Raw genomic sequence first — 13,188 nt, 5'->3', positions numbered from 1 at the left:
TACTGGAACGTCTCCCTGACACCGGCGGCGAGCGAATGAGCCGGTAGCCGAGGAGCGAACCGAGGCCTCGTCCCCGGCGACGGTCTCGGGTGGTGGGTCAGGCCGTTCGCCAGGTCCGCCGGGGCCGGTCGTGCATCCGTCCCGGAACACCGGGCCGCCGCTGCCAGGGGCGGGGTCCGGTGGGCGGGCGGTAGGCGACGCCCAGCGCGTCCAGGCGGGCGTAGTGGGCCGCGTTCATTCGCCGCTCGAAGCCGGCGAAGTCGCGTTCGTCCGGGTGTGGCAGCTCGGACCAGGCCACTTCGGCGAACGCGACGAGCCGGGGGAAGGTCTGGTAGTCGACCCGGCCGCGGTCCTCGGCGACCTCGGTCCACAGGTTGGCCTGGGTGCCGATGACCCGGGCCGCGTGGGGTGTCCCGGCCAGCCGCGGCGGGATGGGTTCGAACCGGTAGACGTCCTCCAGCGTGTGCACCCACCCGAACGGTACGGGCTCCTCGGCGCCGTCGGCCTGGACGTGGTCGAGGTAGACCTCCTGCTGCGGGCACATCACCACATCGTGGCCGGCCTCCGCGGCCGCGACGCCGCCCGTGTACCAACGCCAGCACATGACGGCGGCGCCCTCCGCCAATCCGCCCTCCAGGATCTCGTCCCAGCCGATGAGGCGGCGGCCACGTGCGGTGAGCCAGTGGTCGTAGTGGCGGATCATCCAGGACTGGAGCCCGTCCTCGTCCTTCAGCCCCAGGTCGCGGATGCGTGCCTGGGCCGTGGGGGACGCCCGCCACTGGTCCTTGAAACACTCGTCCCCGCCGATGTGCACGAATGGGCCGGGGAAGATCTCCAGCACCTCTTCCAGGACGCCCTCGTAGAAACGCAGCACGGCGTCGGTGGGGGCCAGCACGTTGCGGTTGAAGCCCCAGTCGGTCTTCACCTCCAGCGCCGCGGTGTCGACGACGTCGGAGTTGCCCAGTTCGGGGTAGGCGGCGATGGCCGCCTGCGCATGGCCGGGCAGGTCGATTTCCGGGACGACCGTGACGTGCCGCCCAGCCGCGTACGCGACGATCTCCCGCAGATCGTCGCGGGTGTAGAAACCGCCGTGCGGCCGCTCGTCCCACATCGCCGGTTCGCCCCAGCCCATCCGGGTCCTCGGCCGCCACGCGCCGACCTCGGTCAGCCGGGGGTACCGTGCGATCTCGATGCGCCAGCCCTGGTCGTCGGTGAGATGAAGGTGCAGGACGTTGAGCTTGTGGGCGGCCAGCAGGTCGACATAGCGCAGCACGTCGTCCTTGGGCAGGAAATGCCGTGCGACGTCCAGCATGAAGCCGCGCCATCCGAAACGCGGCGCGTCCTCGACGATCAGATAGGGCACCGTGACCGGTTCCCGCTCAATCGGGGCACGGCGAAAGGCGTCCAGGCCGAGCAGTTGCCGCAGGGTCTGGCGCCCCCAGAAGACCCCTGCCTCCGTACCGCCGACGATCTCGGCGCCGTCGGCGGTGACGGTAAGCCGATATCCCTCAGGCGCGAGCGAAGGATCGACGCCGGTACGCACTTCCCCGGCGAACGGCCCCGACCCTCCGGTCGGTTCGATACGACGCGGGGCGGGAATCAGGTTCACCTCTGGCGCCATATCGCCATTCTGATCTCGCCGTGTGATTCGCACCATCGCCTGAACGCCTGAAGTCCCTGAAGGCCTGAAGCAGGGGAGCCTTGGCCGGTCCGCATCGGACACCTTGGAGACGGCCCTGGCTGACCGGTTCGCTGCCGGACGCCGGTGGTGAATCCGACCCGGCGCCCGCGTCCGACGAGCTCTTGGACCGGAGGCAGGGCCGGATTCGGCCGGTCCGGTGCCGGGGGGAAGAAGCCCAGCCGGCCGCGATCGTCTCTCGCGAGCGGGTCGCCCTCACCAGGGGAACGGGGTGGACCAGGCAGCCGATCCGGCCGGGTGGAAGCCGTACGCCCTCCGGCGTGATCGGGATCAGGCCGGAGGGGTGACGACCGGGTGGCGGCCGGGGCCGTACGCCCACGGCCGGGTGCGTTCGAGCGCGGCGGCCAGGGCGAAGACCGTGGCGTCGTCGTAGGTGCGGCCGACGATCTGCAGTCCGGTGGGTACGCCGGTGGAGGCGAAGCCGGACGGGACGGAGAGCACGGGGCAGCGGCCGGCCATGTTGAACGGGACGGTGATGGCGGCCTCCGCGTAGTAGCCGAGTTCGACCCCGTCCACCGTCACGACCGTGTCGGTGTATTCGTCGCCGGCGAGGAAGGCGGGGACGGCCGTGGTGGGCAGCAGCAGAGCGTCGTGGGTCCGGAACAGTTCGGCCAGTTCCGCGTGGATCCTGGCCTCGAAGTGGAGACCCTCGACGTAGGTGGTGCCGGCCGGCCCGGTACGGCACTGGCGGAGGAACTCGCGGGTGTAGGGGTTGAGCAGGTCGGGTGCCGCCGCCTCGGCCTGGGCCACGACCGGGCCGAAGACGGTGGCGTAGTGCGCCCAGGCGGCCCGGCTGAGCTCGGCTCGGGTCCAGGAGAGCTCGACCTCGCGGACGATGACCCCGGCGTCGGCCAGGGACTGCGCGGCGGCTCGGGTGTTGGCCGCGACTTCGGGGTCGACGGGCAGGTCACCGGGGTACACGGCGAGTGCCACCCGCATGCCGGCCGCCGTTACGGCCGCGGGGACGTGGACCGCGGGACCGAGGGACGCGTGGTCGGCGGGGTGCGGGCCGGTGAGGACGTTCTGCAGCAGGACGGTGTCGGCGACGGTCCGGGCCATCGGGCCTTCGTGGCAGTAGTGGTCGAGGTTGAAGGGCGGCAGACTCGGCACCCTGCCGTAGGGCGGCTTGAATCCCACCACACCGCAAAAGGATGCGGGGATGCGGATCGATCCGCCGATGTCGGATCCGGTGGCCAGGGTGGTGGTACCCGCGGCGAGTGCCGCTCCCGCGCCGCCCGAGGAGCCGCCCGGTGAGTAGTCGAGGTTCCACGGGTTGCGGGTGACCCCCCACAGTCTGCTGTGCGTGAAGGACACGCAGGAGAATTCCGGCGTTGTGGTGCGGGCGTGGACGAGGCCGCCGGCGGCGACCACCCGCTCGACGACCGGGTGGGTTTCGGTCGCGATGTTGTCCCGCAGCAGCAGTGACCCCGAGGTCTCGCTTCGGCCTGCGATCGATTGCTCTTCCTTGACCGCGACCGGCAGCCCTTCCAGGGCCCGTGGGCCGCCGTCCCGTCCCAGGTAGCGGGCCTCGGCGATCTTGGCCTGATCCCGCGCCTCGCCGTACAGCTCCTCGGTGAAGGCGTTGACGGCCGGTTCGACCCGCTCCGCCCGGGCGATGACCGCGTCCAGCAGTTCGACCGGGGACAGGGTGCGGGCCCGGAACATGGCCAGGGCCGTCGTGGCGGGCAGATAGGCCAGCTCTGTGTCGTGCATTGGACTCCCATCACTAAGCACCACCGTTGACACCAGCGGTGTCGCAGGTCATCCTAGCACCACAGTTGACACCAATGTTGTTAACTCTTTGGCCGGGAAACGGCCGTACTTTCGCGTACCGGGAGCCTCAGATGTCTGTTGTCACCTCAGCCGCCGAGGCCGCCCACCCCGGCCCGGATCGGCTCTCGCGCCGCTATGTCGCCGGCGCCTCCATGGCGAGCTTCGGCCTTTTCGTGGCCTTGCTGACCCCGCTGAACATCACCATGGCGCTCAAAGTCCAGCAGGTCGATCCGGACGGCAAGGCCGCGAGCCTCAGCCTGGTCCTCGGGGTCGCCGCGTTCATCGGCATCCTGGTCTCGCCGGTTGCCGGACGGCTTTCAGACCGAACCGGAAGCCGGTACGGCATGCGCCGCCCCTGGCTGCTCGGCGGCATGCTGACCGGCACCGCCGGAACCTACCTGGTCGTCCTGTCGGACTCCATCCCGCGGCTGCTCGGCGCCTGGTGCGTGGCCCAGGTCGGGTACAACGTCGTGCTGGCCGCACTCGCCGCGACCCTGCCCGACCAGGTGCCGCCCGAACGGCGCGGCGCCCTGGCCGGGGTGTTCAGCCTCACCCAGAACGCGTCCTACATCGTGGGCACGTTCCTGCCGGTGGTGTTCGCCGGGATCGCGCTCCAGTTCATGGTCCCCGCGCTGCTCGGACTGGTCTCGGTGCTCGTCCTGGTTGTCCTGCTGCGCGACCGGACCCTGCCGTCCGCCGGCCCGAAACCCCGACGGCGGACGACCGGACTGCTCTGGTTCGACCGCCGGCGCCACCCGGACATGGGCTGGGCCGTGTGCACCCGCTTCCTGTTCTGCCTCTCCCAGGCGATCACTCTGACCTACCTGCCCTATCTGTTCACCGACCACTTCGGGGTGGCCGAAGCCGAGGTGCCCTGGCACGTGTTTCTGGCGAACCTCGTGTTCAGCCTGGCCGCGATGGCCGCGGCCCTGGTGTGCGGCGTCTGGTCGGACCGGCTCGGACGCCGCAAGGTGTTCGTGTTCGGCTCGGCGGTGCTCGCCTCGCTCGGACTGCTGGTGATCGTGCTCGCGCCGACGCCTGAATGGAGCCTGCTCGGCCAGGGCCTGTGCGGGCTGGGCAGCGGATGCTTCTACGCGGTGGACCTCGCCCTCATCGTGCAGGTCCTGCCCAGCAGCGACGACGTCGGCAAGGACCTCGGCGTCGCCAACGTCGCCGCGGTGCTTCCGCAGTCCGTCGCCCCGGTGTTCGCCCCGATGCTGATCGCCTTCGGCGGCTATCCGCTGCTGTTCCTCGCCGGCGCGCTCGCCGGGATCGTCGGCGCGCTGCTGGTGCGCCGCGTGCGGGCCGCCCGGTGAGGCTCCGCCCGGATACGGCCAGGGCTCCGCCTTCCCCCGACCCTCTCGTGTTCAGCAGACCTCGATCGGAAGGACCCAACGCCATGACCACCCCCGTCGAACTCGTCGTCGAGTACCTGGAGACCTTCGAGAAGCTCAAAGCCGGATACCTTGCCACCGGCGTCGCCGACTGGAGCCTGGTCGCGCCGTATCTGGCCGACGACCTGGAGATCGTCGAGGCCGACGGCCTGCCGTACGGCGGCACCTACACCGGCGCCGGCGCGCTGCGCGCGGTCACCGAGGCCATCGCCCCGCTGGTCGCCGACACACACGTGGAGGTGATCACGCCCATGCAGGAGATGGTCGAGGATTCCGCCACACCGCACCCGGACGGAGTGCTGGTGCTGGGCCTGGCCCGGTTCGCGGGTACGGCGGTGCGCACCGGTGAACGGTTCGATCTCACCGTGTGTGACGTCTACCGGGTGCGGGACGGCAGAATCACCCGGATGCTGCCCCTCTACTCCGACACCAAGCGGATCGCCGACATCACCTGAGAGTGCCTCGGGGCGGACCGCGCGGTCCGCCCCGAGGCGGTGTCACCGGGAGCCCCGGACTCCGGAGCCGGAGAGTTCCCGGCGCAGCAGTCCGATGTACTCGTCCCCGTCGATCCGCATCGCCGGACGCTTGTCGCCCCAGCGCTCCCGCGCCGCCCGTACGTCCCGGCGGTACCGGGCGAGCCGGACCTGGCGCGGCGGCAGGCGGTAGGCCCCGGCGACGTGGGCGGCGATCAGTCTGGCCTGGGCCTCGCCGACCGGGAACGCCGATCCGGTGGACTGGGTGTAGCCCGCGAAGTAGAGGCCCTCGGCATCCGGCGGGAAGATCTTCAGATACAGGGTCATCGCCTCGGGGCTGCCGGGAATCTGCTCGGGTCGCAGGTAGGGGATCGTGACCTCGTAGCCGGTGCACCAGACGATGAGGTCGATCTCACGGCGGGCGCCGTCGTCGAAGACCACCGCGTCCCCGTCGAGCGCCCGGATACCCGGCGCCGGGGTGATCTCGCCGTGGGTGATGCGGGCGAGCAGGGAGTCCGACAACGTCGGGTGCGCGGCGAGCAGCCCGTGCCGGGGCGCGGGCAGGCCGTAGTGCTGCGGCGGTCCCACGATGGTGCGCAGCACCCGTTCCAGCAGTACCTGCCGGGCCTGCCACGGGAGGCGCCGGGTGAGTGCGCCCAGGGTGTCGCTCGGTCGGCCGAGGAGATGTTTGGGGATCACCCACACGCCCTCGCGGATCGAGAGCGTGGTGTGGACCGCGTGGTGGGAGGAGTCCACCGCGATGTCCATGGCCGAGTTTCCCCCACCGACCACGAGCACCCGTTTTCCGGCGAGTTGCCGGGGCGAACGATAGTCGTGGCTGTGCATCTGGTCCCCGCCGAAGGTGCCGGGGTACGGCGTGGGCCACCGGGCTTCCCAGTTGTGGCCGCTGGCCGCGACCACCGCGGTGAACGAGTGCCGGAAGCGCCCGCCGGGGCCCGTACCGGTGACGGTCCAGGTGCCGTCGTCCTCCCGGGTGACGGCCTCGACGTCGCTGTCGAGCCGGACGGCGCCGAGCAGGTCGAAGCGCTCGGCGTAGTCGTTCAGGTAGGAGGCGATCTGCGTGTGGTGGGGATAGTGGGGCCAGTCGCCGGGCATCGGGTGGTCGGCGAACTCGGTGCGGGTGCGGCTGGAGTTGAGGTGCAGGGTGCTGTAGGCGGGCGAGGTGCCGTTCACCCCTTCGAACACCCACAGTCCGCCGATCCGGCTGCCACGTTCGAAGCAGGTCACCGGGATGTCCCGGTCACGGAGGGCCTTGACGACGGCGAGCCCGGAGGGACCGGCCCCGATCACGGCGACCGACCGTTCGGCGGATGCCCTCCGCGCGGCCTTCGGACGTGCGTCCGGTGGCGACGATGTCGGCGTGTCCTTCGGTGTTTCCTTCGGCATGACGGTGTGGCCTCTCTGTATTTCGCACCAATGGTGTCACCAATGGTGCAAAGATGCCAGACCAAGCACCAATGGTGTCAACGCTGGCTGTTGAGGCGGCTACGATGAGTCCGTGACCACAGACACCACCCGCACCGCGTCGGGCGGACGCAAACGCCGATCGCTGAACTTCCTGACGCCGGAACTGATGGTGGAGACCGCGCTGCGGATCGTGGAGACCGAAGGCGCCGACGCCTTGACCTTCAGGCGCCTCGGCGCCGAACTCCAGGTCGACCACACCGCCGTGCTTCGCCACTTCGGCAACAAAGACGACCTGCTGCTCGCGCTGACCAACCGGCTCCTGGAGGAGTCGCACCGGGGATTCACCCCGGCCGCGCACTGGCGCGACACCATCGCCGACCTCGCGCGCAGGCTACGCCGGGCCTGCCTGGCCCACCCCAAGGTCGCCGCGCTCGTGGCCACCCGGACCTCCCGGCGTGAGGCGGAGTTCCGGGGAGCGAACTGGATCGTCGAGGCCTTGTTCCAGGCCGGTCTACGCGGACGGGAAGCCGCCTCCTACTACCGTGCACTGGTCGACGTGGGCCTGGCGTATTCGTCCTTCGAAGCGACACTGGCCACGGTCGGCGAGGAAGAACGGCGGGGCGACCGCGAGGCCTGGCAGCGCGAGTATCTGCTCGCCTCGCCCTCCCTCTACCCCCATCTGGCCGAAGTGGCACCCCACCTGGCCCAGGTCGACGAGGAAGACCAGTTCGAGATCACCTTGGGCTTGCTTCTGGACGCCGTCGAGCTGCGCGCCACCCAGGCGAAAGCCACCAACCCGGACTCCTGATCCGGCCCGAGGCAGCCATGGGACACCACACGTCGGCGGAACGGCGTAGCGATCGAAGCAGGGGTACGGGCTGCGCCAGGCCGATCAGCCGGCCGTACAGTGCCACAGGTCTTATGGGCGGCGGGAGGCGATGCCGTCGAGGGCGAGTTCGGGTTTGTGCTCGAACCGGACGGAGGCGGGTTCGGCGAGGGCCTGGCGCGTGAGGGGGATCGCCTCGCCGATGGCTACGCTGTGCCCAGCGGCCGCCGTACGGTATTCGATTGTCTCCACAAGCCGTCGATGATGATGCGGCGACCGTCTCCATGCTCACAGGCACGCCGAGCGCATACGGAGGGGGCGATACCCGATGGCCCGACTGCCGCGGGATCTGCCGATCGTGGAGCGCGACGTCGTGCGGCTGGTCGTGCGAGACGCTCTCGACCGGATCCTGCTGTTCCACACCCGCGAGATCACCGCTCCGGAACTCGGCCAGTGGTGGGAACTGCCTGGGGGCGGCATCGACCCCGGCGAGAACTACCGTCAAGCCGCCCTGCGCGAACTACGCGAGGAGACAGGCATCACGGTCGACGACGAACAGATCGGGGCGCCGACCTGGACCCGCGACGGCTCATTCCGCCACCGCGACGTCCGCCATCTCCAACACGAGCTCGTCGTCGAGATCCGGCTGGCCGGATCGGGACCCGACATCGACGACCGCGACCGGCTGGACTACGAGAAAGAGGACTACTTCGACTTTCGCTGGTGGCCGATCGCCGAGGTGGTCGCCGGCACCGACCGGTTCTATCCCCGCGAACTTCCCCGCCTGCTGACCCGCTTTCTCGCTGGTGAGAGGATCGACGAGCCGCTGGAGATCTGGACGTGACCCTTCCCGGGAACACCGATCCCGTCATCTCGGTGGCGTTCGGTGTTCTGGCCGCCGGAAGCAATGACGGGACGGCAGGATGCGGCTGTGGCGAGCCGGGAGACCAGTGTGCGGGTGCGGCACTCCCGCCCCTGGCCGCTCCGCTCGCCGACCGCTCGCTCGTCCTTTCCGTGCCCGGACCGTCTGATGAGACCGGGCTGGCGTGACGACCGTCAAGGCTGGGGTCATGCTGGCGGGCCGGTATCGGTTGGACGCGCTCGCGGGTCGTGGCGGGACAGGTGAGACCTGGCTCGGCTTCGACCGGGACCTGCGGCGGCGGGTGGCGGTCAAGCTGCTCCGAGCCGGTGCCACCTTGGACGAGGGGGTGGCGGAGCGCTTCCGCAGCGAGGGGGAGGCCGCCGCCCGGCTGAACCACCGCAACATCGCCGCCGTGTACGACCTGGGGGAACATCGGGAGGCTCGCGGGGACGGTTCGGCACCGGTCCGTCTCTTCCTGGTTCAGGAGTACCTCGACGGCCGCGACCTGAAGACGCTTCTGGACGAACGGCCCGGCGGGCTCCCGGTGAAGGATGTGCTGGACTACATGGCGCAGGCCTGCGACGCCTTGGCGGCCGCACACGGTGCGGGTGTGGTCCACGGCAACGTCACCCCCGCCAACCTGATGCTGCTGGCGGACGGCACGATCAAGGTGTGCGACTTCGGCACCGCGGGCCTGACCCGGACCGGCTTCCAGCCGGGCACCCCTGCCTACCTGGCGCCGGAACAGCTCAAGGGGTGGCGGTTCGACTACCGCGCCGACCTGTACGCCGTCGGTGCCACGCTCCACCACCTGATCACCGGCCTGACCGTCTTCCCTGCGGACGACGGACGGGTTCCGGCCCACAGCATGGCCGGCGGAAACCCCGGCCCACCCAGCAGACTGCGACCCGGCGCCGGCGCCGACGTCGATCGCATCGTCGCGGCGCTCCTCGCCTCCGAGCCCCTCGAACGCCCCGCCGGCGCCGCCCAAACCGCCGCGGCGCTGCGAGCCGCCGGTTCCCTTTCCCGTCGCCTGCCGGAGGCCGAGCGCATCGCCCGTACCATCACCGATCCGGCGTTCCGGGCTTCGGCGCTGCGGGAGATCGGCGCGGAGGCGGCCGGATACGACTGGAAGCGGGCACACGGCCTCCTCGCCGAAGCCGAACGGGACGCCCGTACCGTCACCTCCCACTCCGCTCAGGCCGACGTGTTGCGGAGGATCGCCGAAGTGGTCGCGGGACACGACCCGAAAGAGGCCGAACGCATCGCCCGTACCATCACCGATCCCCCCACCCAGGTCTGGGCGCTGGGGCGGATGGCCGGAGTGGTCGCAGGGTACGACCCGAAGGAGGCCGAACGCATCGCCCGTGCCATCACCGATCCGGCGTTCCGGGCTTCGGCCTTGGCGGCGATCGGCGCGGCGGTGGCCAGGTACGACCGGAAGCGGGCGCACACGCTGCTCGCCGAAGCCGAACTCGTCGCCGGGACCGTCGGCGACCCCGCCCGCCGGTCCGAGGCGATGCAAGAGATCGCCGCCGTGGTGTACGACCAGGCCGAGGCCGAGCGCATCGCCAGAGGCGTCGCCGACCCCGAGCGACGGCGCTGGGCGTTGTGGCGGGCCGCAGTGATGACGGCGGGGGAGAACCCGGTGGAGGCCGAGCGCATCGCCCGTACCATCACCGACACCGCCATCCGGGCCTGGGCGTTGGGGATGATCGGCGCGGTGGTGGCCGGACGTGACCGAGACCGCGCCCTCAAGGTGCTCGCCAAAGCCGTACGCGTCGCGCAGGCCCAGCCCAGGGCCTTGGAGTCGATCACCGGTGTCATGGCCGGGCACGACCCGGCGGAGTCCGCCCGGATCGCCCGTACCTGGGGCTTCACCGCACAGGTCTGCCGTGTCGCCGCGGTGGTGGCGGTGTACGATCCGGCTGAGGCCGAGCGCATCGCCCGGACCATCAACGAACCACCGCACCTGGCCGAGGCGCTACGGAGGGTCGCCGTCACGGTGGCCGGGTACGACGTGGCGGAGGCCGGGCGCATCGCCCGTACCGTCGGCGACCCGTTGTTCCGGGCCAGGGCGTTGCGGGAGATCGGCGCGGTCGTGGCGGGACACGATCGGGATCGGGCCGACGCGTTCCTGTCCGAGGCGGCGGACGTCGCCCACGGCATCGAAATCCCCTTGGATCGGGCCCGCGCGCTGTGGAAGATCGGCGCGGTGGTGGCCGGACAGGACCGGGGGCTGGGCCACACCCTGTTCCGCCAAGCCGAGCACATCGTCCGCACCATGGCCGACCCCCACGGCCGTCAGGGCTGGGCGTTGCGGTCGATCGCCGAAGCGGTCGCCGACCACGACCCGGTCGAGGCCGAACGGATCGCCCGGAGCATCCCCGACCCCTCCGGCCAAGCCGGGGCGCTTGCGGCGGTCGCCGCGGTGGTGGCCAGGTAGCCGACCTGGTCAGGTGCTTTCCGGGGGTGGCACGGCGACGTCCTCGGGACGGAACCCGGCGTCGCCGTCGTCGGATAGGTCCGCCGACTCCGGACCGCCCCAAGCGCCGACCGTGGACACCAGTCCTGGTGGGAGCCGTGGTGGCCTCGGCCTCGGCCTGGCCTACCTCGTCGCCGGAGCGGCCGGGCTGGAGGCGGTCGAAGGCATGCTAAGGTTGCGTGACGCAGAGACCTTCAGCGGAATGCTGAAGCCATTCGGGAGGTGGGTTGATGGCCGTCGTGGTGACCGCTGCCGTGGGCAGCGCCCGGACCATCCTTATGTCCCGGGTCCCGGTCTGACCTGACGTTTCCCCATCGGCTTCTGCCGGTGGCTTGAGCGGCTTGTGCCCATCGGGGCCCCTTTTCAAGGGTCTCTCCGTTGTCTTCTGGATTCCTTGCTTTTTCGTTCCATGCCCTGGCAAGCCACATCGTGGTTTCGGCCACCGGCTTCCCGTCTATCGAGCCGATCCCGGCACAAGGTGCGCGGACCCTTTTCCGGGGGCAGGCGTGAACCACAACGACACCCCGGCACCGAATGCGGACGGCGCACCGCCGACCTCGGCGTTCTTCGTCCTGCACCACGGTCTGCCCCGGCAGGGGCCCGGCTCCGACGCCGTCACCCGGCAGCTGCTGGACCTGGCGGGACCGCTCCCCGAGCGGCCGCGGATCCTGGACCTGGGCTGCGGCCCCGGCCGCTCCGCGCTGCTGCTGGCCGCCGAGACCGGCGGCCACGTGACCGCCGTCGACCTGCATCGGCCTTTCCTCGGCGAGCTGACCGCCGCGGCGGCACGCCAAGGGCTTGAGTCCCGAATCCGGGCACTCAGGTGGTCCATGGACCGGCTGCCGTTCCCCGATCACGGGTTCGACGTGATCTGGGCGGAAGGGTCGGTCTACAACATCGGTTTCGACGTGGCGCTGCGGCTCTGGCGCCGCCTCCTCGCCCCCGGCGGGGTGCTCGTCGTCACCGAGGCCGAATGGAGCACCCCCACTCCCTCCCCGCAGGTCCGCGCCTTCTGGGACACCCATTACTCCCTGCGCACCCATGACGGCAACGCCCGCGCGGCGCAGGAAGCGGGATACCGGATCGGCGCCTACCTGCCGCTGCCGGACGAGGACTGGTGGGACGAGTACTACACCCCGCTCACCGAGCGGGCCGCCACCGCGGACCCGGAGTATCCCGGGATGGTCAAGGCCCTCGCGGCACTCCACGAAGAGATCGACATGCGCCGGCGGTACGGAGCGGACTACCGCTACGCCGGCTACGTCCTCCATCCCGCCCCTGTTCCCGTAGACGAACGGACCACCATGACCTGGACCACCCGCCCGGAGACCCCCGGCGACATCGACGCCATCCGCGCCGTCAATCTGGCGGCCTTCCCCACCGCGCTGGAGGCCGACCTCGTCGAAGCCCTGCGCGCCGACCGGGCGGCCTGGATCGACGGGCTGTCCGTCGTGGCGGCGGCCGAGGACGGCACCGTCGCCGGGTACGCGCTGCTCAGCCGCTGTCACGTCGACGGCGAGCCGGCCCTCGCCCTCGGCCCGTGCGCGGTGCTCCCCGCCTACCAGAAGCAGGGAGCCGGCTCCGCCGCCATCCGCACCGCCCTGGCCGCCGCCCGGGACATGGGGGAGAACCTCGTCCTCGTCCTCGGGCACCCCGAGTACTACCCCCGGTTCGGGTTCGTCCCGGCGTCCGGGTTCGGCATCCGCCCACCCTTCGACGTACCAGACGAGGCGATGATGGCCCTCACCCTGGACCCGGCCGTCCCGGTTCCCACCGGCCTCATCCGCTACCCGGCCGCCTTCGGCGTCTGACCTGAACGGGCTGCGGCGCCCGGGCACCATCCCGGGCGCCGCGGATCCACCCCGTTTCGACGGCGTCACCGGACGCCTTGGTCAGGGAAGATCGATGACCAGGCCGGATACGGCGACGCCGATCTCACCGCCGTATTCCGGCGGCGGAGTGCGCGGCTGAGGGGTCTGTGCCCGGCTGCAGGTGCGTGAGCACCAGGTGCCCGGTGTCGGCTTCCCTGGCCTGCCGGCCTGCCTGGCGGGCGCCGGACAGGTGGCGCCGCGAGTCCTCCGGCACCCAATCCACGTAGGTGGCCTCGGCCAGGAGCAGGTGAGCGCCGCGAGCCAGGTCCGCCACATCGGGGCTCGGACCGGAGTCACCGGTGTACGCGACACCCGCTCGCCCGCTGTGAGCCGTACGCCGGCATTGGGCACCGAGTGCACGGTCCGGCTCATCGGAG

At 70.9% G+C, this 13,188-nt stretch carries 11 protein-coding genes and 1 pseudogene; 7 read left to right on the top strand and 5 right to left on the bottom strand.

Translation table 11 applies throughout. The features are described 5' to 3' along the window. Nucleotides 1–97: 97 nt before the first annotated feature. Nucleotides 98–1,621, bottom strand: coding sequence for a beta-N-acetylhexosaminidase (locus RUR_RS18315; RefSeq protein ID WP_283136290.1), 1,524 nt, complete (start codon nt 1,619–1,621; stop codon nt 98–100). 348 nt (nt 1,622–1,969) lie between these two features. Further along, on the bottom strand, nt 1,970–3,412 hold the full coding sequence (locus tag RUR_RS18310; protein WP_283136289.1) for an amidase: 1,443 nt from the start codon (nt 3,410–3,412) through the stop codon (nt 1,970–1,972). Nucleotides 3,413–3,543: 131 nt separating this feature from the next. Between RUR_RS18310 and RUR_RS18305 the strand changes: the two genes are divergently transcribed. Continuing rightward, the gene (locus tag RUR_RS18305; RefSeq protein ID WP_283136288.1) at nt 3,544–4,788 is read left to right on the top strand and encodes an MFS transporter; all 1,245 of its coding nucleotides are present in this window, start codon (nt 3,544–3,546) and stop codon (nt 4,786–4,788) included. A gap of 83 nt (nt 4,789–4,871) precedes the next feature. After that, a complete protein-coding gene (locus RUR_RS18300; protein ID WP_283136287.1) occupies nt 4,872–5,321 on the top strand; it encodes a nuclear transport factor 2 family protein in 450 nt (149 codons plus the stop codon). Between the two features lie 42 nt (nt 5,322–5,363). Here the strand turns inward: RUR_RS18300 and RUR_RS18295 are convergent, their stop codons facing one another. Then, complete coding sequence (locus tag RUR_RS18295) at nt 5,364–6,650, bottom strand: flavin-containing monooxygenase (RefSeq protein WP_283136286.1); 1,287 nt, start codon at nt 6,648–6,650, stop codon at nt 5,364–5,366. A 208-nt stretch (nt 6,651–6,858) separates the two neighbouring features. Between RUR_RS18295 and RUR_RS18290 the strand changes: the two genes are divergently transcribed. Then, nucleotides 6,859–7,575, top strand: coding sequence for a TetR/AcrR family transcriptional regulator C-terminal domain-containing protein (locus tag RUR_RS18290; RefSeq protein WP_283136285.1), 717 nt, complete (start codon nt 6,859–6,861; stop codon nt 7,573–7,575). A 111-nt stretch (nt 7,576–7,686) separates the two neighbouring features. Here the strand turns inward: RUR_RS18290 and RUR_RS18285 are convergent, their stop codons facing one another. After that, a complete protein-coding gene (locus RUR_RS18285) occupies nt 7,687–7,845 on the bottom strand; it encodes a hypothetical protein (RefSeq protein ID WP_283136284.1) in 159 nt (52 codons plus the stop codon). Nucleotides 7,846–7,921: 76 nt separating this feature from the next. On the opposite strand from RUR_RS18285, the gene RUR_RS18280 reads away from it, so the two are divergent. The 4 genes and pseudogenes from RUR_RS18280 (at nt 7,922) to RUR_RS18265 (ending at nt 12,751) form a co-directional block, all read left to right on the top strand. After that, the gene (locus RUR_RS18280; protein ID WP_283136283.1) at nt 7,922–8,437 is read left to right on the top strand and encodes an NUDIX hydrolase; all 516 of its coding nucleotides are present in this window, start codon (nt 7,922–7,924) and stop codon (nt 8,435–8,437) included. 202 nt (nt 8,438–8,639) lie between these two features. Then, on the top strand, nt 8,640–10,901 hold the full coding sequence (locus RUR_RS18275) for a serine/threonine-protein kinase (RefSeq protein WP_283136282.1): 2,262 nt from the start codon (nt 8,640–8,642) through the stop codon (nt 10,899–10,901). 545 nt (nt 10,902–11,446) lie between these two features. Then, nucleotides 11,447–12,013, top strand: a pseudogene (locus tag RUR_RS18270) (class I SAM-dependent methyltransferase); the annotation flags it as partial. Between the two features lie 231 nt (nt 12,014–12,244). Next, nucleotides 12,245–12,751, top strand: coding sequence for a GNAT family N-acetyltransferase (locus RUR_RS18265; RefSeq protein ID WP_283137045.1), 507 nt, complete (start codon nt 12,245–12,247; stop codon nt 12,749–12,751). A 124-nt stretch (nt 12,752–12,875) separates the two neighbouring features. On the opposite strand, the gene RUR_RS18260 is transcribed toward RUR_RS18265, so the two are convergent. Further along, complete coding sequence (locus RUR_RS18260; protein ID WP_283136281.1) at nt 12,876–13,085, bottom strand: MBL fold metallo-hydrolase; 210 nt, start codon at nt 13,083–13,085, stop codon at nt 12,876–12,878. Between the last annotated feature and the right edge of the window lie 103 nt (nt 13,086–13,188).

Origin of the sequence: Rhizohabitans arisaemae (assembly GCF_025996515.1) — a bacterium.
GTDB classification, from domain to species: domain Bacteria; phylum Actinomycetota; class Actinomycetes; order Streptosporangiales; family Streptosporangiaceae; genus Rhizohabitans; species Rhizohabitans arisaemae.
The sequence above is the reverse complement of the archived record's forward strand: the minus strand, read 5'-3'. Positions and strand labels throughout refer to the sequence as shown.